We start from the raw sequence: 21,172 nt of genomic DNA, 5'->3' as shown, positions 1-21,172 counted from the left end.
TATGAAAACAATTATTGCAGAAAAACCAAGCGTAGCAAGGGAAATAGCCGGACTTGTGGGAGCATCCGAAAAAAAGGACGGCTACCTGACAGGTAACGGCTATTTTGTTACGTGGGCATTCGGACACCTCATAGGATTGGGAATGCCAGAAGATTATGGGATCAAAGGATTTGACAAAGTATCATTGCCGATACTCCCCAACCCGTTTTTACTGACTGTCCGGAAAGTAAAAAAAGACAAAGGCTATACCGCTGATGCGGGTGCGTTAAAGCAACTGAAAATAATAGATCAGCTTTTCAACCGTAGCGATAGCATTATTGTAGCTACCGATGCAGGACGTGAGGGCGAACTCATCTTTCGCTATATATACGAACACCTCAAATGCAAGAAACCGTTTGAACGGCTTTGGATAAGCTCGCTTACCGAAAAAGCCATCAAACAAGGCTTTGACAACCTGAAAGACGGAAAAGAATTTGACGGGTTGTATCAGGCGGCTCAAGGCAGAAGCCGTGCCGATTGGTTGGTGGGCATCAATGCTACACAGGCATTGAGCATTGCCGCAGGTAACGGGGTTTACTCGCTCGGCAGGGTGCAAACACCTACACTGGCTTTGATATGCAAGCGTTATCTCGAAAACAAAAACTTCTCGGTAAAGAAATATTGGCAGATACAGTTGTTGCATCACAAAGCAGGTATTGATTTTAAAAGCCTTTCCAAAACCAAATGGGAAGACCAAAAACTTGCCGATGATACATTGAAAGCCATTCAGCGAAGCGATACGGCAACAATTACATCGGTAGAAACCAAAAGCGTTACAGAGCAACCGCCTTTGTTGTTTGACCTTACAGGACTGCAAAAGGAAGCCAATAAAAAGCTCAATCTTTCTGCCGAAGAAACCCTGAACATTGCCCAAAGCCTTTACGAAAAGAAGTTTATCACTTACCCACGCACCGGAAGCAAATACATTCCCGAAGATATGTGGGCAGAAATTCCCAACCTCGTAAGAGCATTGCAGGACAGGGAAACTTGCAAACAAGCCGTAGCCAAAGTAAAATGGGGTCGTTTCAACAAACGTATCGTGAACGACCTGCGTGTTACCGACCATCACGGTTTGCTGATTACTGATAAAATACCGTCTGCCCTGAACGCAAAGGAAAATGCGGTTTATGATATGATTGCCTTTCGATTACTCGAAGCCATTTCACAAGCCTGTATCAAAGAGTTGACCGATATTGCTATACAGGCATTGCATTACGATTTTATGGCAAAAGGCTGTAAGATTATGGAAGCAGGCTGGCGTTCCATTAAAGGTAGCTTCTCGGATGATGATACCGAACCTGTACAGGATTTGCCTGAACTGAAAAAGGGTGATGAACTCAAAATTAAGGAAGCCACCGTTTTGGAAAAGCAAACCAAACCGCCTGTGCTTTATACCGAAGCAGGGCTTTTGTCGGCTATGGAAAGTGCAGGAAAGGAAATCGAAAACGAAGAGGAACGGAAAGCCCTGCAAAATATTGGTATTGGTACACCTGCAACAAGGGCGGCGATTATCGAAACGCTGTTTACCCGCAACTATATCCAAAGGGATAAGAAATCCCTGATACCCACTGAAAAAGGATTGCAGGTATATGAACTCGTAAAAGACCTCAAAATTGCGGACGTGGCGATGACTGCCGAATGGGAACTTGCCTTGCAGAAAATAGAAAACAATGAAGCCGATGCCGAAGCATTTCAAAAAGAGATGGAAACCTATGCTTCATCTATTACCAATGAACTATTGCAAACTACCATTGCCAACGGCAACCTGCCCAAACTTAATTGCCCGAAATGTAAAAGCAAGCAACTCCTTATGCGTGATAAGATAGTGAAATGTCCTGATGAAGTTTGTAGCTGGGTACAGTTCCGCAATGTGTGTGGCGTACAAATCGGTATTGCCGATATTGAAAGCCTTATCAACAAAAAGAAAACTTCACTCATCAAAGGAATGAAAAGCAAGGCAGGTAAGAAATTCGATGCGTATATCGTATTGAAAGAGGACTGTACAACCTCTTTTGAATTTGAGAAAAACAAAAGCTACAAAAAGTAATGGAAAATAAACCCATCATTATCAGCAAGGAAATCAGAAACCTGATTTATACCATACGTGACAAGCAAGTGATGCTGGATAGCGACCTCGCTTCCTTATACCAAGTGGAAACAAAGAACCTCAACAAAGCGGTAAAAAGAAATATTGAAAGGTTTCCTGCTTCATTTTGCTTTCAACTGACCGATGAGGAAGCCAGCTACTTGAGGTTCCAATTTGGAACCTCAAATTTGAACTACGGTGGAAGACGTTATTTGCCCTATGTTTTTACTGAACAAGGGGTTGCAATGGCTTCTGCCATACTCCGTTCAGACATTGCAGTTAAAGTCAGTGTTGAAATTATGGAAGCCTTTGTAGAAATGCGGCGTATGCTTATCAGTAATGCTTCTTTGTTTCATCGGCTGGATAAGATTGAACTAAGGCAATTAGAAGCCGACCAAAAATTTGAAGAAATTTTTAAGGCTTTGGAAAGCGACAAGCTCCACAGCGAAAAAGGTATTTTTTACAATGGGCAGGTTTTTGATGCCTACTCCTTTGTATCAGATGTTATCCGAAGTGCCGGAAGCTCCATTATCCTGCTGGACAATTACGTGGACGATACGGTACTGACTTTATTGGGCAAACGCAATACGAATGTAACCGCTACTATATATGCCAAATCTATCAGCAATCAATTACGGCTGGATTTGCAACGATATAACAGCCAATATCCTCCGATTGAAGTTGAGATTTTCTCCGATGCTCACGACCGATTTTTGATTATTGATGATACGGAGCTTTACCATATCGGAGCATCACTCAAAGACCTGGGCAAAAAATGGTTTGCTTTTTCCCGAATGGATATAGAAGTCGGCAGAATGCTCCAAATCTTAAACAATCCATAGAATGAACCTCTGAATATTCAGAGGTTTTTTATGCTCACACTAACTTCTTTAAATTGACTTGTAATATCTTTTCTTTAACCAAAAACTTGCTCTAACCAATAATATCAGTACCGGAACTTCTACCAATGGACCAATAACACCTACAAATGCTTGTGGCGAATGAATGCCGAATATTGATATGGCTACTGCTATTGCTAATTCAAAATTATTTCCTGTGGCTGTAAATGCTATTGATGCGTTTTTGTCGTAAGGAACTTTTAGGGATTTATTGATAAAGAAGCTCACGAAAAACATTAGTACAAAATAGATGATTAATGGAATAGCTACTTTTACCACATCCATTGGTAACTCTAAAATTTTATCGCCTTTCAAGCTGAACATTAAGACTATGGTAAACAACAAAGCATATAATGTAATGGGTGATATTGCAGGTACAAATTTTCTATTATACCATTCTATGCCTTTTGATTTTACCAATAAATAGCGACTTAAAAAACCTGCTAAGAAAGGAATACCTAAGTATATCAATACGCTTTCTGTTACGTCTTTCATTGATACGCTTACATTGAAATTTGCTAATCCTAATTTGCTTGGTAATACATTGATGAATAGCCAAACTAAGAAGCTATAAGAAAGTACCTGGAAGATGCTATTTAATGCAACTAACATAGCGGTGTATTCTCTGTTTGCTTTTGCTAAATCACTCCAAACAATTACCATTGCTATACATCTTGCCAAACCTATCAGTATTAAGCCTGTCATATAATCGGGTTCGTTCCGTAAAAACAAGACTGCCAATCCGAACATCAATACTGTACCAATTCCCCAATTCAACAATAAGGATATACCTATTACTTTTTTATCCTTAAAGGCTTTTGGTAATAATGTGTAATCTACTTTTGCCAATGGCGGGTACATCATCAATATTAATCCTATTGCCAAAGGAATGTTTGTAGTGCCTACGGATAGTGCATTTGTAACATTGGAAATAGTCGGAAAGAAATATCCTAATCCTATACCTACTGCCATTGCAAGGAATATCCATAAGGTTAGGTAACGGTCAAGAAATTTTAATTTTGGTTGCATCGTGTGGCTAATTTGTAAGTTCTTTATATTGATTTGATGTAAGCAAATTTTGTAATTCTGCAACGTCTTTGATTTCTATCTTCATCAGCCAACCGTTTTCAAAAGGTTCTGAATTGATAAGTGTTGGTTCTTTTAATAGTTGTTTGTTGGTTTCAATGATTTTACCCGATACAGGCATAAATAAATCACTAACAGTTTTAATCGCTTCAACAGAGCCAAATACTTCATCCTGCTGAAAACTGTATCCAACATTGGGTAAATCTGCATATACAATTTCGCCCAATTCACTTTGTGCAAACTCTGTAATACCTATTGTACCTATGTTTTCTTGTACCCTTATCCAAGTATGTTCTTTTGAATATTTCAAATCGTTTGGAAATTCCATTTTGATAATTTTTTAGATTAATAACCTCTTCTTAAATTTTCTGCGTATTCATTAGGTAATGGACTTTCTTCTACTGCTTTGGCTGCTCTTTCAATATCATAATCAAAGCGTATAAACTCTACACTGATACTGTCTTTATCCAATACAGAACTTTGCTCATTAATGGTAAGCATTACATAACCACCCCTAACATCATTGTCTTTAGGTTTTCCTACTGAACCTATATTTATAGCGTGTCTGAAATGGTTTTGCCCGTCGATACCCGAATTTAAAATACGGTGGTATGGCTTGTGTGTATGCCCGAAACACATAATGTCTGCATCTGCTTGCTCCATTATTCTAAGCATACTTTTTTCTTCTCTATCCTCAAACAGATATTCATTTATTTTACGTGGGCTACCGTGTACTAACAGTAAATTGAGTTTATCCTCATTCAATTGAAATTCCACTTTGATGTGTGCAGGAAGTGTACGCAGATAGGCTCTTTCTTCATCTTTCACAATAGAATTAGTAAAGGATATAGATATGCTTCCGTTATCTTTTTCGGGTTCTGTTTTATAGGCACATCCGCAATCATTACTCATACGCCCAATACCAAAATCGTAATTCCCTGCAATGGTTGGTATCTTTCTTTTACGGATTTCCTTAATTACTTCGTTTGCCCAAATATTATACCCTACCAAGTCGCCTAAACAATAAATACTATCGGGATTTCTTTTTTCTACATCTTCAAAGAATGCTTCTAATGCAGGTAAATTGGCGTGTATGTCGCTGAATAATGCAATTTTCATTTTTATACTTTTTTAGAATTTATGTTTTTTGAGTTTGATTGATTTTAGCAACATCCCGAATTAGGTGTGCAACAAGCATTATTCAGTTCTGATAATTGTACTTTTTGTTTTTCCGCAGGAATGCCGCAGGCATCACTTGCCAAGCAAGCTGTCTGTTTGTTCTTTAGTACAAAGTGTTTTCCGTTAAAATCTAAATCGTATTTACCAATGGTGTCGCTTTGGTATTCTACTTCTATTTCAGCATCTTCAATACCCAATTTTTCTTCAGATAGTTTAATGATGTTCAGTAGTTTGGTTGGCTTTAAACGGTGTTCAAAATCATTGGCGTTCCATAATTGGAAATTGACCACTTTTTCATTTCTGATAGTTCCGCCACAATCAATAAAGTGCTTTGTAATAACACCTACTTCTGTAACGTGAAAGTGTTCCGGTACAAATGTTCCGTTCTCTACTTGAAATTCCACATTTTCCAATGTCGGTAAGATTTCTTTGATGTTTGATAGTTTCATTTTTTTTAAATTTTAATGATTTTACTTAATGATATATCGCAATATAACGATGTTAAATACTAAAAAAATACTGCTAACAGCAATTGTTTACTTTTACTTCCTGATTGAAAAAAACATTAAAATCTGCTTGGATTTTTTTCCAGACATTTTCATCAATACAATAGCAAACGGATTTTCCCTCAATAGTTCCCTTAATGATACCTATATTTTTCAGCTCTTTTAAGTGTTGTGAAATGGTTGCCTGTGCCAAACCCAATTCCTCGACCAAATCATTACATATACAGGCTTTCTGATTGATGATATATTGAAGTATAGCAACCCTCGCAGGGTGTGCCAAGACCTTAAACAGTGATGCTAATCTGTTTTGTTCGTCTGTGAATATTTCCGATTTGGTAAGTCCCATATTTAATATTAATACATCGCAATATTACGATAATAAATTCAGATACAAAAATAGGTTGACAAAAAAAACCATTAATCTCTTCGTAATAATTCGTATTCAGTCAAATCCCGCCTCTCAAAGCCAAAGCCTGCCACTTCTGTAAAGGCTCTTATCTACTGCTATAATTTTAGGCTTCAAGTAAAATTCTAAACAAAATTATAGTATGGATACACAGCAAAAAGACCTATCGTATTTCAGATTACGACTGCAAGAATTATTAAACACGAGCTTTCCCGAAAAGGCGAATGACAAAAAATTTATCGAGCAACGTTCTTCGTGGGCGGCAAATGCCTACGAGGGCGCTTTTAGTTCGGGAAATGCAGTTGAACAATGCAACGAAATAGCCAACTACATTCTGTTTGAGGGCTTGCACTTCTCTAAATTCGACACCGTTTTTCAGGTGGTATGCAATGAGTTTGATACCATAATGGCAGATGAGGAACTGCGACTGTTCGCCCTGAAAATGCTCTCGGTTTGTGAGCCTGTTTTCTCCGGCTACCAACTAACCGATGATTTCGCTTATAACACAGAGTACGACCTGCTCTATACCGAAATAACCGGAACCATCGCAATATGGATAACCGAAAATGGGCTTCAGTAAACGCCAACATCTCCAACAGAACATTGATGCCCTGCGAATTGCTTTTAAACTGGAAAAGGAGAAACGACAAGCCACCGTAGGTGAAAGACTGCTAATGATGCAATACAGCGGATTTGGCGGTCTTAAATTCGTGTTGAACCCCATAGCAAATGAAATAGACATCAACCATTGGCGAAAGACTGAACACGATTTATTTCCGATTACGCAGGAACTCCACCAACTGTTAAAGGAAAATTCTGCTGACGAAAAGGAATACCGCAGGTATGTGGACAGTATGAAAAGTTCGGTACTGACGGCTTTTTATACGCCTCCACAGGTTATAGATGCAATTTCCGAAACCTTGCGTGAAAGCGGTCTGAACATTCAGAAATTTCTCGAACCCTCCGCAGGTATTGGTTCGTTCATACAATCCCTTTCAGAAAACCAACGGGCAAATGTTACTGCCTATGAAAAGGATTTGCTGACAGGAAAGATTTTAAAACAGCTTTTTACCGAAAGCAAGATACGTGTAAGCGGCTTTGAGGAAATTCCCGAAAAGGAACAAAACACGTATGATGTAATTGCAAGTAACATCCCGTTTAGCGATACTTCCGTCTTTGATTTATCCTATTCCCGAAGCAAGGATAGTGCAAAAGTACAGGCTGCCCGAAGCATTCATAACTATTTCTTTTTGAAAGGAGCCGATATGCTCCGTGAGGGCGGTTTGTTGGCCTACATCACTTCACAAGGCATTCTGAATAGCCCAAAGAATGAACCGATACGCAGGGCGTTAATGCAGGATAATAATTTGGTTTCAGTTGTTCGATTACCCAACAACCTGTTTACAGAATATGCAGGTACGGAAGTCGGAAGCGACCTGATTATCCTGCAAAAGAATACGGCAAAACAAAATCTGACCGAAAGGGAAGATCTGTTTTGCCAAAGCAACCCAACCGAATACACTACGCCTGGCAATGCCTTGTTTCAGGACAGCACAAGGATTGTGCATACTGACCGTAAATTAGATACCGACCCTTACGGACAGCCTGCCTTAATTTATACACACAAAGACGGCGTTGCCGGAATTGCCAAAGACCTCAAACAAATGCTTTCCGAAGATTTTGGAAAGTACCTGAATTTAGGTTTATACAAAGGCGAACGGAATGATGAACCCATCACACAAATTCCGGTTACACCTCCAGTAGTTGAACCTACAATTATTCAGTCGGAACGACAACGGTTTACTACACCGACCATAATTCAGGAAAGCCCACAGGAAAAGCAGTTAAGCATTTTCGACCTGTTTGAAAATGTGGACGAACCTGTAATGCTAATTGCTCCGCCCAAAAGAGCAACACAAACTAAAAGGCAAACCACTAAAAAAAGAAGAGATGCAATAGGTCGCCAGACCGACCTGTTTAGTACGATGCAGCAACCTTATACGCCTCCTGTTACCAATAGGGCCGCTAATGAAAGTACGCCACGGAAAGGCAAAAAACAGGAAGCCATCGGCGACCTGTTTTCAAATATTAATGGGAATGGCCAAGCTGATAATCCAGCCATTCCCGAACCTGCTCCGTATGAGGGCAAACTGCAATCGTTCCATCGAAGCGATTGCCTCGTGGTTGATAAAGGTTGGGTCGGTCATTTGCAAGATGTAGATACTTCAGATGGCAAGGCTATATTTCACCCATTGCAATTACCAACCGCACAGAAAGCAAGAGCCGAAGCGTACATAGCGGTACGGGATATATACCAAGAGCTTTACAATAAGGAGGCAAATTTTCAGACCGAACACAAAGAAGAAAGGGAAAACCTTAACCGCTTATACGATGCCTTTGTAAAAAGGTACGGAAACCTCAACAGTGACGATAATGTCAAGCTCATTAAAACGGATAGTTCCGGTAAAGAAATCCCTTTTTTGGAGCGTGTCGTTGGCGGTGTGGTACACAAAGCGGATATATTCAGCCGTCCTGTAAGTTTTTCTACCGTAACCATAGCAACGGACAATCCCGAAGAAGCATTAGCGGCATCCCTTAATAAATACGGAAGCGTGGATTTGGACTATATGTCCGAAATCAGCGGAATGCCTGACGATGCCTTGAAAGAAGCCTTGCACAGTCGTATTTACTACAATCCTCTGCAAAAGGAATATGAAATATCCGAACGCTGGATTGCAGGGAACGTAGTAGAGAAAGCCCAAGAGGTACGAACCTACATTGAAAACAATCCCCAAGATACGGAAGCTAAAGCAAGCCTTACGGTATTGGAGGAAGCCCGACCAAGACGTATTGAATTTGAGGAGCTGGACTTCAACCTCGGAGAACGCTGGATACCCACAGGCATTTATGCCCGTTTCGCTTCGCACCTGTTCGATGCAGATGTTCTTATTCACTACTCCGAAAGCTCTGACGACTTTTCCGTAAAGTGTCATCAGGGCAATATGAATATATGGGAGAAATATGCCGTCAAAGCCGAAAGCAGGACGTTTGACGGTATTGCCCTGCTCAAACACGCATTGGTAAATACAACGCCCGACATTACCAAAAAAGTGATGGTTGGCGACCAAGAGGTCAAGGTGCGGGATATGGAAGCCATACAAATGGCGAACACCAAGATTGACGAAATCCGTACTGCCTTTACCGATTGGCTTCACGCCCAAAACGATGAGTTTAAAAACAGGCTGACCGACCAATACAACGATACGTTTAATTGCTTCGTCCGCCCGAACTATGACGGAACACATCAGGACTTTCCGGGATTAGACCGTAAAGCATTGGGCATTGAGGATTTGTATTCAAGCCAAAAGGACACCGTTTGGATGATAAAGCTGAACAACGGTGCTATCTGCGACCACGAAGTAGGTGCTGGAAAAACGTTGGTAATGTGTACGGCAGCACAGGAAATGAAGCGTTTGGGATTAGCCCACAAACCGATGATTATCGGGCTGAAAAGCAATGTACACGAAATTGCCGAAGCCTACCGCACCGCTTACCCACACGCAAAAATTTTGTTTCCGGGCAAAGAAGATTTTACGCCTCAAAAACGCCTGCGGATTTTCGGGGATATTAAAAATAATGAGTGGGATTGTGTGATACTCACACACGACCAATTCGGGATGATCCCGCAATCTCCCGAAATACAAAAGGAAATCCTCGAAATAGAATTGGACAGCGTGGAACGCAACCTCGATGCCCTGCAATCGCAAGGCAAGGAAGTGACCAGAGGGATGCTTGCAGGAGTAATTAAGCGGAAAGAAAACCTCGAAGTAAAGCTCAAAACCTTGCAACACGATATTGAAAACCGCAAAGATGATGTGGTGGATTTTAAGATGATGGGTATAGACCATTTGTTCGTGGACGAAAGTCATCAATTCAAAAACCTGATGTTCAACACAAGGCATACACGGGTTGCCGGATTGGGTAATGTGGATGGGAGCCTAAAGGCAATGAACCTGCTCTTTGCTATCCGCACCATTCAGGAACGCACCAATGCGGATATGGGAGCAACCTTTCTTTCAGGTACAACCATCAGCAACTCATTAACGGAATTGTACCTCCTTTTCAAATACCTGCGACCAAAAGCAATGGAAAAACAGGGTATTCATTCTTTTGATGCGTGGGCAGCTATCTATGCGAGGAAAACGACCGATTATGAGTTTTCGGTCGCTAACAATATCGTGGCAAAAGAGCGTTTCCGATACTTTATCAAAGTGCCGGAGCTTGCCCAATTCTATTCCGAAATCACGGACTACCGAACGGCAAAGGATATAGGCATTGACCGTCCAAATAAGAACGAGGTACTGTATAACATACCGCCTACGCCAGACCAAGCTGAATTTATCCAAAAACTAATGGCGTTTGCGAAGTCCGGTGATGCAACTTTACTCGGAAGACCGCCCTTATCTCCAACAGAAGAAAAAGCAAAGATGCTTATTGCTACGGATTACGCCCGTAAGATGTCGCTCGATATGCGTATGGTAAGTGGTATGTACGAAGACCACCCCGACAACAAGGCTTCGCATTGTGCAGCAAACATTGCCAAGTATTACAACCAATACAACGCACAGAAAGGAACACAGTTTGTTTTCTCTGATTTGGGAACCTACAAGCCCATCGAATGGAACGTGTACTCCGAAATTAAACGCAAGCTCTTGGAAGACCACGGCATACCTGCAAACGAAATCCGTTTTATACAAGAAGCCAAGAATGATAAGCAACGTAAGGAATTGATTAAAGGAATGAATGAGGGTAAAATCCGTGTGCTATTCGGTTCTACAAGTATGCTGGGTACAGGTGTCAATGCACAGAAAAGAGCCGTTGCCATTCATCATTTAGATACACCGTGGCGACCGAGCGACCTTGCCCAAAGGGATGGCAGAGCTGTTCGTAAGGGCAATGAGATTGCTAAATTCTTTGCCGACAACAAGGTAGATGTGATTATCTATGCCGTAGAAAAATCATTAGATAGTTATAAGTTCAATCTGTTGTACAATAAACAGCTATTCATTGACCAATTAAAAAACAACAATCTCGGCAAACGAACCATTGACGAGGGCAGTATGGATGAAAAATCAGGAATGAACTTTTCAGAATACGTGGCTATCCTTTCGGGAAATACTGATTTGTTGGATAAAGCGAAATTAGAAAAACAAATTGCTGGATTGGAAAGCGAAAAACAGGCATTCAACCGTTCTAAATTCAGTGCCAAATACAAATTGCAAGACTTTACGGAATTGCTGGATAGTACGCAATCACGCTTAAATAGAATGAACCTCGATTGGAAAAATTTACAGCAACGCATACAAAAGCGTTCTGATGGCACTATTGCAAACCCTGTTCAGTTGGACGGCTTGCAGCCTAATGCGGATATAAAACAAGTCGGTGCAAAACTCAACCAGCTTGCGGACAAAGCCCGCACCGGAGGTCAATATGAAGAAATAGGAAGCCTGTACGGATTTACCTTATTGGTTAAAACCGAAATGTCCGAAAAAGAGGGCGTGGATATTCGGGTAAACCGCTTTTTGGTACAGGGAGAGGGCAATATCAAATATACCTACAACAACGGTTTAATGGCGAAAGAACCCGAAACCGCATCATTGAACTTTTTGAGGGCATTGGAAAAACTGCCCGGCTATATTGACCAGGAACAAAAGAAGATTGCGGAAATTCAAAAAGACCTGCCTATTCTTCAAGAAGTAGTGGGCAGTACTTGGTCTAAGGAAAGCCGATTGAGCGAACTCAAAACGGAATTGGCTGCCGTGGAAAGAAAGATACAATTATCTATCGCTCCCCAGTCGAAGACACAAGCAGATAATCAAAATGAAATTAAACCTCCAGAATTAAATGCTTCAATAACAAAAAACAGAACTATTAAAAATACATTTTAACCAAATATCATATATTTTCTGATCTATCATCTTGTTCATCCATTTTTTTGCTTAACCCATCTCGAAGAGAGTCTAAAAACTTAGTTTTATTGATTTTTCTGTTTCGTAGCTCTAGATAAGTGTGATAAAAATCTCCAAGATCTATATTTAACATCCTTGAAAATGCTCTTGATATCTGTTTAATATCAGCATGCCCATGATCTAATACTCCTTGCGCCTGCAAAGCATAAATAAGCTCAACCAGCGCTGCCTTACTTCCTGTCCAATTCAGAGATTCTTGTGGATTTTTTGTAGTTAATATGTTCGAAAGTCTAAAAATCCTATCTTCAATATATAGTTGAATAAGATCATTTGCTAAAATTTTTGCAACTTTATAGTCATGGCTAGTACAAAAGCTATGGTCTGTCTCAAAATAGTAAGTATCTAAGCTAAGTTTGATGTCATATTTCCCTCGCAAAAAATATTTATCATCTAGATAAGTGCTATTTGTTTTATAATATCTGTAAAATTCCAGATTATTATCAAAATATCGCTTTAATTTGGTAATCTCATTTTTTAAGTATTTTCTCGTTGCTTTTTCTCCGCCATAAGGTATTTTAGCTTCGATTTTATAAATACCATTGTAATAAATTAACTTGGCAACAAACTGCGGTTTTATCTTCTTAAAAAAACAGATTTCCTCATTCATATCCTTAAAACCTCGGTCTATGATAAACTCCTTTACCTCATTCAGTTTTTTTTGGGCAATTTCAATTGCGTCTTCTGCGAGTAACATTGTTTTATCGCATGATAAATCATTTAGGTGATCATTTAGCTGCTGTAATTTGTCATAACAGTATTTTTTCATCTATTATATTGTTGCCATTTATGAGTTATGAAACTAGATTTAACTTCTGCCAAGAAATAATGGTTCACTAAATCATGGCATTGATCTGTTATTACCCTCCATTAAAGACAGTAAATCATCTTGAAATTTTTTGGCATATTCATATCCTATTTGATATATTTCATCCATATGTTTGGTGTCGAAAGTAGAAAACTTTCGAAGTTCTCCAGGCTGTATAAAAACGTCACAGTAATTTGCTCCATCTTTATCTATTTTTGAAGTTATTATTCGGATAATCCGATTCATAATTTCACCATATCCCAATTCCCCCTTAGTAAGCTCAATAGAATTTACATCCACACCGACACTCTTTCCACACGTTGCATTTATATGCTCAACAGGAAAATTATTGAGTATACCCCCGTCACATAATATTGTATCATTATTATAATTGACTGGAATAAAAACCATCGGAAAACAACATGAAGATTTAATTGCAAAACTTAGTGAACCCTGATTGAACACTAAAGACCGAGCATTGCTAAGATCAGTTACGGAAACATATAATGGGACTTTGAGCTGCTCAAAACTGTCATGAGGAATATATTTAGTAATAATCCTTTCAAATATATCTGGACTGAATAATCCTCCATTACCTTGAAATAAATCAGAGTAGTTGAAAAAGTTTTCTGTTTTTGCAAATTTGAAAATCTCAACAGGAGTGTAGCCTTCAGCAATAAATGCCCCAATAAGTGCACCTGCACTTGCACCTGAAATAGCATCAAATGAGATTCCTAACTCTTCCATATATTGGAGAACACCGAGGTGAGCTATTCCTCTAAACCCACCTCCTGAAAGCGTAATCCCGATTTTATTATTTACTATCATTATTCAATTGCCTTTCCTACTTTAGATTATAATTATTCGACATTATTGAGTCGCTAGCTCATAATTTGTCTGACATATACTAACTTGAGGAGTTACATTATAAATATCTTATACTCCCTACTAGGTGTGGGTGGAACTAACATTTTCTTAATCCAAGAGGGATCTAATGCCTTGCCTTCATTATCTAGAAAAGAGTTCGTAATTATTCTCGCCAAATCTTCCGGATTGCCGCCAATTAACGGCTTACCCTCGAAATAGAGTTCGTTATGTAGCTGAAAAAAAATATCTACAACCTGCTCTACCGAACAGTTAATCTTTATTTTTTGTGAATTTACTTTATCCATAATCTTTTATTTTTTTTGTTACGCAGAGCTAATACTGGCGTTCTATCATCTTTTTTGATTTCTCAAATTCGTACGAAAACCTAAGGCTATATTGGTACCACCAAGCTTACTTCCAAATACATGAGATCGTCGTAGAGCGTTGAAATGTTGCAATTCGACATAAGTAACAAATTTCCTATTAACACGATATGATACAAAACCACCCAATCGATAAGTTTCATAAGCTTTTGTTTTCGACTGCGTATTAATACTGGCAATACTTCCTTGAACCTCGGTAAAGGAGCTTGTCAGCCACAAAACACCAAACCCCGCAAACCCTCCAATTTCAAATCTGTCTCCCATACTTTTATTTAGCCCAGCATCTGTGAATGCTCCAATTGAAGATCGATTACCTTTGTTTACAATGGAAAACCCATCAACCGACCTAGTATTTGTAAAACTGTAGAGTGATATCTCATATACTGCTCTGAAGAATATACTCTTGTTATACCGATATTGAAAACCAGTCATGGTTCTTATACCAATGTTACTATGCTTCATAAAATCTGAACGTGGGATACTTACTCCAAATGAAGTAGTGACCTCTATTTTATCTCTATAGCTATTACTTAAAGTGTCTTGAGAAAATGCATGGTTGCTAAAAAAAAACAAAAAAGCAATTAATATACAACGCCTATTGTTATACAAAATCATTTCCTAAATCATTTAAATTATCCTGTACAATCATATAAATTTTATTAAGTCTAGAATTTTGTCCAACTTTCGCTATGCCAAATAAAACCCCATTTAAGTTTGAAAGTTAAGCTCTTTCCCTCATCACTGATAATCCAGATACTTTGATATTCCTTGTCATCAGTCAGATCAATTGAAGTACCCTTATATTCGCCTTTTGATGTTTCAAGGATGTTCTTAGCAACAACTTTTCCATTATTTTTCTTTTCTTTAGGTTTAGGAGATTCTAGTTGCTTTATATTAAAACCTTTTCCCGCCTTGTAGACTTCAACTATCATTTTATCCTTTGAAAGCCACTTCCCTGTAAATTTGTCTTCATTGGTCTGTCCGTAAGCTGAGCAGATAAAAAATAGAAATGCTGTCAAAAATATTACGCTAAAATTTACGCTCTGTTGCATGTTTTTTTTATTGATTAGTAAACCATTTAAAATGTTTTAATCTCTATAAGTTTTTAGTTTTCTTTGGTTTCCTTACTGAATAAGTTTTTGAACCACTGCTTTATTTTACCCCAATATTCTTTTCCAAGAAGTGCAATAGCAGATACAAAAAATACCTCTCCGACAATAACCACCGTTGTTGTCACAATTGCCTTATTGGGAATATCAGTAAACGGCAGTATAGGTGCACCAACCCAGCATATAATCGTAATGCCAAAAAATATAAAACCAAGTGTCTTTTTAAAATTGCTTTTATTCATTGTTTTATAATTTTATCTTCCAGTTTCTCTCAGATATAGATACCTGGCAACTAGAAATCCTGTATATGCTTCCGTGTGCTGATCTCTACTCTGTTGTAATAGCGACTGGGCATCAATAAGATCGCTTAAGATGCTCAGGCCATTCTGGTATTGATCTTTGTTTATCCTCACATTTTCCTCGGCTGTCTCTATGGCCTGTTTAGCCAATAATATCTTGTTGTAATTTTCATTTAATTTGTTCCAATAACTCTGGAACATGACAAAAAGCTTTTGATCAGTATCTGTTTTCTCGTATTCTGCCCTGTCTATCTGAGTTTGCTTTTTACGGAGATTGTAAGAACCTCCCCACCAGTCTGAAATGGGAAGTGATAAAGTTGCATGAACCATAGTGGACGGATTTGTATTTTTGAAAATATCATTGTATTGGTAATAGCCAGCTCCAACACCAAAGTATGGAAGCAATTTGCCACGTTCTATTTTCTTTTCCAGTTGTTTCGCTTCAATGTTTTTACTTAGGAGCTTGTGCATATTCGTATTTGTTACGGCCTGGTTATGATCCACAAGCAGAGTAACGGGATTGGAAATATACTCTTGATCCTTGGTTTCAATTTCGAATTGACCACCATCTACGTTCATTAATTGTGCAAGCTGAATTTTTAATAAGCTGATGCTGTTTTCTAGCTCCACACTACTTGTCTTTATCTCATTTTGTTTCAACTGTACCTGTAGTAGATCATTCCTATTTGTCACACCTGCATCTACAGCAACTTTCACGTCACTGAATAGATTGTCAGCTAGATTTTTCATTACTTGAATAGTCTTGCGTTTCTCATATAAAGCTACTAGGGTCCAGTAGTATTGTTCTACATTGACCAGTATATTTTTTTCAGCTTCCTGAACTTGATATTTACTGGTTTCTTCCCCCAACTCTGCTAATTTATTTCCGTAGTAAATTTGCCCTCCAGTAAAGACTGGTTGTTCTAAAGATATACCCAGCATATATCCATTTCTCCTGTCCCTTACATTGGGCATTCCGGGAAAACTTGAACCAAGCATGTTTATCATTTCTGCGGATTCTTTACCGATCATCCCTTCCTTTAGGTGATATCCTAATCCAAATGCACTAACTTTTGGAAAATAGTTTGTAAAAGCCTCTTTTGTCGTTAGTGATGCTTCTTCTATAGACAAACGGTCAGCTTTTAAAGCATTATTATTCTTTAACGTGAGTTCTTTGCATTGCTCTAACGTATAGGTTGTCTGTGCTGATGCAACACTTGTAACCAAAAAGAAAAGAGCAAAAAATATATAGTGAACAGATTTCATTATTTTATGATTTTAGTATCCTGTTTTCTGTATACGAGCCAATAAGAGACAGGCAGGATTGTTAATATAAAGACCATGGAGAACAGTGCGCCGAAGCAGATGATAGCTGCCATTGGCCCCCAAAGCGGACTCCCAACGACCAACATTGTAATTACGCCAACCGATGCGGCTACTGAAGTAAGTACAATCGGCCGCATTCTTCTTCTTCCAGCTTCTAATGCAGCTTCTTTTACTGTCATTTTTTCGGTTTTCCTAAGCTTATCAGCATAGTCAAAAAGGATAATTCCATTTCTCATTACAATACCGATAAGACATACAAATCCTAGAACAGAGGTCATTCCGAATTCAAATCCAGTTACCCATATTCCAAATGCTGCACCGAAAAAGCAAAGAACGGTGGATGCCAGCGTCAAGTTCGCCAGACTGATCTTCTTGTAGTGGAAAACAAGTACAAAATAGATAATGAATACGGCTATTAAAAGAGCAAGAAGCGTTTGTGGTATCGACTCTTCATTTGATTCTGAAACACCACCATATTTAACCTCAACATTCTTATACTCCTCCTTCTTAAGAAGAGAATCAACCTGATTACTTACATTAGGAAATATATCATTCGGATTTACATTTCTTTTTAGATCTGCAAGTACAGAGATGGTATAAATGCCATTGCGGGTATTGATTTGTCCATCTCTCCATGCAGGTGAAACTTCAGACACTTGATTTAGCGGAACGGATACCCCAGCCATGTTTGGTACGTAAATATTACCCACACGATTAAGTTCCTGTAAACTGTCTATTTCGCCTCTTAAGGTGACATTCATCTTGTAGTCATTCTCCCAAACATTTGTGATATCAATTCCTTTATTAATAACCCCAAGTTCTTGAGCGACAGAATTGTTGGAAATTCCTTGACGGTTAGCAAGCTGTTGGTCTATATTTATCTGTACCGACGACGATGGGTTTTCTACATCGTTATGCACCCAAAGGAATTCATCCATTTTAGATAAATCACGGATTAGCTCCTTAGACATCGACTTTAATGTGGCTTCATCAGCACCTGTCAATCGTACTTCTATAGGATAGCGTACCACTTCATTATCGAGCTGCTTGAAGAATACATAAGCTCTTGGAAAATGAAAGGCATATTTGTCGGCATACTCATTCAGTAGTTCTTCTGTAGCTTTATTTGATTTGGTGTTTACGATAAATTGGGCATAATTTTTCGAAGGCATATTCGGTGAATAACCTGAATGGAAACGTGGCGAGCTTGCTCCGATAAATGAAGTAATCGACAAAACGCGATCATCCTTTTTTAAGATTTTTTCCAGACTGTCAGCCACTTTTTCGGTTTGAACCAATGAATTCCCCTGTGGAAGATAAATTTCGACTGCGAACAGATCTCGTTCTGCAATTGGCATCATTCTCATTTTTGCATTGCCCAGCATCAACATAGCTAATACCACAGATGCGAATAATATTGACATAGTTAGCACCGGACGTTTAAAGAATACGGGAAGTATCTTATCATAGCCCAACTGAATTCTATCAAGAAAACTTTTCTTAGTGTCTTTCTTATCTTTATGCAGCCCCTTCTTTATCAGGATATACTGCATAAAAGGAATAATAAACAGGGCTACCGCAAGAGAAACAAAGAGCGTGATTGTCAACGTCCAGGGGTAGGAGAACATAAAATCTCTATTCGGTCCCTTCAGTGTGATGAGAAAGGGAAAAAATGTAACACTAATAATGAGCGTTGCAGAAACTAAGGATTTGAAATACTCTCCCGCACCTGCAATTGATGCGTGCCAACGGGACATTCCTTCGTCGAGATGCTCTATATAACTGTCGACAATAACGATACAGTCATCTACAATCAAACCTAGCACAACAATAAGTGCGGCAAACGTAACAACGTTTAATTCAAAACCTGCTGCATACATAATCCCCAATGAAATAAAAATAGTGATGGGAATAGAGGTAGCTGCTACTGCAGCAACACGTACCGGCATAAAAAATACAGTAACAAGTACAACCGAAATTATGGCGATAAGCATCTCTACCAGAAACTCGTCCACAGATTTTTGTACAACCTTTGATTGATCGACAATGGTACTGATTTTAACATCGGCAGGAAGTTTGGCTCCCTCCTCTAAAAGAATTGAGTTTAATTCCTTGCCGAAACGTGTAATATCATTTCCGGTCTGCATCTCCACAGACATCAATAGGCACTTTTTCCCGTTATTCTTAATAAAATCGTCAGGTGCAGGATATTCTCTGATAACATTGGCTATATCCTTTAAGCGAAGAATGTCCGTCTGTCCATCACCCCTTATAATCTGGTTAGCAATGTTCTGCTCGGTCTGATTTGCGGTGTTAAGATAGATTGGAATGGACATATCTCCATTATCTATATCGCCTGCATATCCTTTCAGTCCCTGTGTATAGAGTACTTCTCCGATTTGCTGAGCCTGAATGCCATTCTTAGCCATTTTTCCCTTATCAAGATAGATGGCAATCCTTTCTTTTTGCTGGCCAGACTTTGTCAATTTTGAAACTTCGGGTACCTGTCTTAGTCTGGATTCTATTTGTTCCATATAGCCCTCAAGCTGTCGATAGGTTTTGCTTTCAGACTCGACCGAAAAAAGTAAAGCTGAAGTTTCGCCAAAATCTGAATCTACTATCAATGCCAATACCTCTGGAGGCAGTTCCTGCTTAAGTTCGTTTAATCCATGTCTTATTTTTGCCCAGACTTCATCCTTGTTTTTTACATTATCATTCAGCGTAATATACACGTAAACAATGCCGTCTTTGGATTGTGAATAGGTAGCCTTTCTTTTTACTTCTTTATATTTGAAAAGATGTTCTTCCAAAGGCTTTGTAAGCTGTTTTGCGACCTGTTCTGAATTTGCTCCGGGGTATATTCCTGCAATAATCCCCTGATTAATAGTTACGGTTGGATATTCTTGTTTGGGCATATAAAGAAGCCCGCCAATTCCTGCGATTAGAAGTAGTGCTGTTACCAAAAACACGACTTTATGGTAACGCATAGCCCATGCTACCGCTTTAATATTATTTGCCATTTCTTATAGTTCAAATTTTTATTTAACGATAACTTTAGATCCTTCAAAGATTTTCTGAAAACCTTCGGTAACAATTCGGTCTCCTTCTTTAAGGCCCTCTAATACGACAACTCCATCAGAAGTCAGCTCGCCTATTTTTACTGATTGTTTTAACACAGTATTGTCTTTGTTAACCTTCCAGACATATCGTTCATTCCTTGCTGAAATTTGAATTACAGAAATTGGAAGTGAGTAGCCTGTTACGTTATCGGACTTAAACGTTATGTTACAATCCATTCCGGGAAGCAATTCGTCTTTCCCATTTAAAATATCCACCTTAACCGTGTATGCTCTTGAATATGGATTGGCAACGACTCCCTTTTCAATAATTTTCCCGATATAACTCTTATCTAGGGTCTTTACATAGATATTTGCATTATCTCCCATTTTCAATTCTTTTATATCATTCTCTGGAATGGAAACCTTAACCCGTATTTTATCTACCTTAAGTACGGTGAAAACTGGCATTCCGGCAGCTACATTCGTACCTAAATCAATACCCTTGGTTCCGATTACGCCACTGTAAGGAGCATAGAGGTTACAGTCTTCTACATCCTTTAGAGCAAGCGACTCCGCAGCTTCTGCCTGTTCAAGAAGCGATTGAGCCTCAATAATCTTGATCTCAGGCAAACTCTTATTATCATAGATAATCTTAAGTCTCTGATAAGCATCTTTAGCTTGCTTTTTCTGGGATTTTGCTACCTCATAGGCCTTTTGATACCGGGCTCTGTCTAAAGTTGCAATGAGTTGACCTGCGTTGACCTTGCTTCCTTCTGAAACAAGTATTTGCTTCACATTTCCCGCAACTTGGAAACTAAGTTGCGTTAGTGCAGATTCTTCGACCGAACCGATGTATTTTCTTTGTCCGTCAATATCATTTAAGGCAATCAATACTGCCTTTACTGGAATCTGCTGTTCACTTTGGGTTTCCTTTTCTTTGTTCTTACAGCCTGTAACGAAAAGAAGGATAAGAGAGGCGATTACTAAGTAGTTTCTAATTTTCATACCGATTAATTCAATATTTTAACATTGCAAAGTTGCGATGTATGGTATATATTAAAAAGGTCATACATTCCTAATATATAGTCATATAG

Annotated in this window: 18 protein-coding genes; 4 read left to right on the top strand and 14 right to left on the bottom strand. The window is 38.8% G+C overall.

Annotated features, from left to right (window positions below; all coding sequences use genetic code 11):
- Position 1 precedes the first annotated feature (1 nt).
- Complete coding sequence (locus tag QWY99_RS02865; protein WP_290261149.1) at positions 2–2,086, top strand: type IA DNA topoisomerase; 2,085 nt, start codon at positions 2–4, stop codon at positions 2,084–2,086.
- Positions 2,086–2,967 (top strand): ORF6N domain-containing protein, encoded by an 882-nt coding sequence (locus QWY99_RS02860; RefSeq protein ID WP_290261147.1) that lies wholly within the window; start codon positions 2,086–2,088, stop codon positions 2,965–2,967. Before QWY99_RS02865 ends, QWY99_RS02860 begins: the two co-directional genes overlap by 1 nt.
- Positions 2,968–3,015: 48 nt before the next feature.
- Here QWY99_RS02860 and arsB read toward each other — a convergent pair whose 3' ends face one another.
- The 5 genes from arsB to QWY99_RS02835 all read right to left on the bottom strand — a co-directional run bounded on the left by arsB (position 3,016) and on the right by QWY99_RS02835 (position 6,141).
- Entirely contained in the window at positions 3,016–4,053 is a 1,038-nt protein-coding gene (arsB, locus tag QWY99_RS02855; protein ID WP_290261145.1) for an ACR3 family arsenite efflux transporter, read from the bottom strand.
- Positions 4,054–4,060: 7 nt separating this feature from the next.
- Entirely contained in the window at positions 4,061–4,438 is a 378-nt protein-coding gene (gene gcvH, locus QWY99_RS02850) for a glycine cleavage system protein GcvH (protein ID WP_290261143.1), read from the bottom strand.
- Positions 4,439–4,455: 17 nt separating this feature from the next.
- On the bottom strand, positions 4,456–5,229 hold the full coding sequence (locus QWY99_RS02845) for a metallophosphoesterase family protein (RefSeq protein WP_290261141.1): 774 nt from the start codon (positions 5,227–5,229) through the stop codon (positions 4,456–4,458).
- A gap of 44 nt (positions 5,230–5,273) precedes the next feature.
- Positions 5,274–5,738 (bottom strand): DUF6428 family protein, encoded by a 465-nt coding sequence (locus QWY99_RS02840; protein WP_290261139.1) that lies wholly within the window; start codon positions 5,736–5,738, stop codon positions 5,274–5,276.
- Between the two features lie 73 nt (positions 5,739–5,811).
- Positions 5,812–6,141: an ArsR/SmtB family transcription factor gene (locus QWY99_RS02835; RefSeq protein ID WP_290261136.1), complete on the bottom strand. Its 330-nt coding sequence runs from the start codon at positions 6,139–6,141 to the stop codon at positions 5,812–5,814.
- Positions 6,142–6,343: 202 nt separating this feature from the next.
- On the opposite strand from QWY99_RS02835, the gene QWY99_RS02830 reads away from it, so the two are divergent.
- Entirely contained in the window at positions 6,344–6,781 is a 438-nt protein-coding gene (locus QWY99_RS02830; protein ID WP_290261134.1) for a DUF1896 domain-containing protein, read from the top strand.
- The gene (locus QWY99_RS02825; RefSeq protein WP_290261130.1) at positions 6,768–12,149 is read left to right on the top strand and encodes a helicase-like domain-containing protein; all 5,382 of its coding nucleotides are present in this window, start codon (positions 6,768–6,770) and stop codon (positions 12,147–12,149) included. The genes QWY99_RS02830 and QWY99_RS02825 overlap by 14 nt, the downstream gene beginning before the upstream one ends.
- Positions 12,150–12,156: 7 nt before the next feature.
- On the opposite strand, the gene QWY99_RS02820 is transcribed toward QWY99_RS02825, so the two are convergent.
- The 9 genes from QWY99_RS02820 to QWY99_RS02780 form a co-directional block, all read right to left on the bottom strand.
- Positions 12,157–12,996 (bottom strand): RteC domain-containing protein, encoded by an 840-nt coding sequence (locus QWY99_RS02820; protein ID WP_290261128.1) that lies wholly within the window; start codon positions 12,994–12,996, stop codon positions 12,157–12,159.
- A gap of 72 nt (positions 12,997–13,068) precedes the next feature.
- Positions 13,069–13,863 (bottom strand): patatin-like phospholipase family protein, encoded by a 795-nt coding sequence (locus QWY99_RS02815; protein WP_290261126.1) that lies wholly within the window; start codon positions 13,861–13,863, stop codon positions 13,069–13,071.
- 92 nt (positions 13,864–13,955) lie between these two features.
- Positions 13,956–14,207, bottom strand: coding sequence for a hypothetical protein (locus tag QWY99_RS02810; protein ID WP_290261124.1), 252 nt, complete (start codon positions 14,205–14,207; stop codon positions 13,956–13,958).
- Between the two features lie 45 nt (positions 14,208–14,252).
- Entirely contained in the window at positions 14,253–14,900 is a 648-nt protein-coding gene (locus QWY99_RS02805) for a hypothetical protein (RefSeq protein WP_290261121.1), read from the bottom strand.
- 50 nt (positions 14,901–14,950) lie between these two features.
- Complete coding sequence (locus QWY99_RS02800; RefSeq protein WP_290261118.1) at positions 14,951–15,337, bottom strand: DUF2147 domain-containing protein; 387 nt, start codon at positions 15,335–15,337, stop codon at positions 14,951–14,953.
- A gap of 53 nt (positions 15,338–15,390) precedes the next feature.
- The gene (locus QWY99_RS02795; protein WP_290261116.1) at positions 15,391–15,636 is read right to left on the bottom strand and encodes a transporter suffix domain-containing protein; all 246 of its coding nucleotides are present in this window, start codon (positions 15,634–15,636) and stop codon (positions 15,391–15,393) included.
- Between the two features lie 12 nt (positions 15,637–15,648).
- Positions 15,649–16,959 carry a TolC family protein gene (locus QWY99_RS02790; RefSeq protein WP_290261114.1) on the bottom strand — a complete coding sequence of 437 codons (1,311 nt, stop codon included), beginning with the start codon at positions 16,957–16,959 and terminating at the stop codon, positions 15,649–15,651.
- The gene (locus QWY99_RS02785; protein WP_290261111.1) at positions 16,959–20,039 is read right to left on the bottom strand and encodes an efflux RND transporter permease subunit; all 3,081 of its coding nucleotides are present in this window, start codon (positions 20,037–20,039) and stop codon (positions 16,959–16,961) included. The genes QWY99_RS02790 and QWY99_RS02785 overlap by 1 nt, the downstream gene beginning before the upstream one ends.
- An 18-nt stretch (positions 20,040–20,057) precedes the next feature.
- Positions 20,058–21,083: an efflux RND transporter periplasmic adaptor subunit gene (locus QWY99_RS02780; protein ID WP_290261109.1), complete on the bottom strand. Its 1,026-nt coding sequence runs from the start codon at positions 21,081–21,083 to the stop codon at positions 20,058–20,060.
- Positions 21,084–21,172: the final 89 nt, after the last annotated feature.

This window comes from Flavobacterium branchiarum (assembly GCF_030409845.1).
Classification (GTDB): domain Bacteria; phylum Bacteroidota; class Bacteroidia; order Flavobacteriales; family Flavobacteriaceae; genus Flavobacterium; species Flavobacterium branchiarum.
The sequence above is the reverse complement of the archived record's forward strand: the minus strand, read 5'-3'. Positions and strand labels throughout refer to the sequence as shown.

What these genes read in the sequence shown, in the direction of transcription:
- QWY99_RS02865 (WP_290261149.1), top strand. Translation starts at nt 2, where the DNA reads ATGAAAACAATTATTGCAGAAAAACCAAGCGTAGCAAGGGAAATAGCC.
- QWY99_RS02860 (WP_290261147.1), top strand. Translation starts at nt 2,086, where the DNA reads ATGGAAAATAAACCCATCATTATCAGCAAGGAAATCAGAAACCTGATT.
- arsB (WP_290261145.1), bottom strand. Translation starts at nt 4,053, where the DNA reads ATGCAACCAAAATTAAAATTTCTTGACCGTTACCTAACCTTATGGATA.
- gcvH (WP_290261143.1), bottom strand. Translation starts at nt 4,438, where the DNA reads ATGGAATTTCCAAACGATTTGAAATATTCAAAAGAACATACTTGGATA.
- QWY99_RS02845 (WP_290261141.1), bottom strand. Translation starts at nt 5,229, where the DNA reads ATGAAAATTGCATTATTCAGCGACATACACGCCAATTTACCTGCATTA.
- QWY99_RS02840 (WP_290261139.1), bottom strand. Translation starts at nt 5,738, where the DNA reads ATGAAACTATCAAACATCAAAGAAATCTTACCGACATTGGAAAATGTG.
- QWY99_RS02835 (WP_290261136.1), bottom strand. Translation starts at nt 6,141, where the DNA reads ATGGGACTTACCAAATCGGAAATATTCACAGACGAACAAAACAGATTA.
- QWY99_RS02830 (WP_290261134.1), top strand. Translation starts at nt 6,344, where the DNA reads ATGGATACACAGCAAAAAGACCTATCGTATTTCAGATTACGACTGCAA.
- QWY99_RS02825 (WP_290261130.1), top strand. Translation starts at nt 6,768, where the DNA reads ATGGGCTTCAGTAAACGCCAACATCTCCAACAGAACATTGATGCCCTG.
- QWY99_RS02820 (WP_290261128.1), bottom strand. Translation starts at nt 12,996, where the DNA reads ATGAAAAAATACTGTTATGACAAATTACAGCAGCTAAATGATCACCTA.
- QWY99_RS02815 (WP_290261126.1), bottom strand. Translation starts at nt 13,863, where the DNA reads ATGATAGTAAATAATAAAATCGGGATTACGCTTTCAGGAGGTGGGTTT.
- QWY99_RS02810 (WP_290261124.1), bottom strand. Translation starts at nt 14,207, where the DNA reads ATGGATAAAGTAAATTCACAAAAAATAAAGATTAACTGTTCGGTAGAG.
- QWY99_RS02805 (WP_290261121.1), bottom strand. Translation starts at nt 14,900, where the DNA reads ATGATTTTGTATAACAATAGGCGTTGTATATTAATTGCTTTTTTGTTT.
- QWY99_RS02800 (WP_290261118.1), bottom strand. Translation starts at nt 15,337, where the DNA reads ATGCAACAGAGCGTAAATTTTAGCGTAATATTTTTGACAGCATTTCTA.
- QWY99_RS02795 (WP_290261116.1), bottom strand. Translation starts at nt 15,636, where the DNA reads ATGAATAAAAGCAATTTTAAAAAGACACTTGGTTTTATATTTTTTGGC.
- QWY99_RS02790 (WP_290261114.1), bottom strand. Translation starts at nt 16,959, where the DNA reads ATGAAATCTGTTCACTATATATTTTTTGCTCTTTTCTTTTTGGTTACA.
- QWY99_RS02785 (WP_290261111.1), bottom strand. Translation starts at nt 20,039, where the DNA reads ATGGCAAATAATATTAAAGCGGTAGCATGGGCTATGCGTTACCATAAA.
- QWY99_RS02780 (WP_290261109.1), bottom strand. Translation starts at nt 21,083, where the DNA reads ATGAAAATTAGAAACTACTTAGTAATCGCCTCTCTTATCCTTCTTTTC.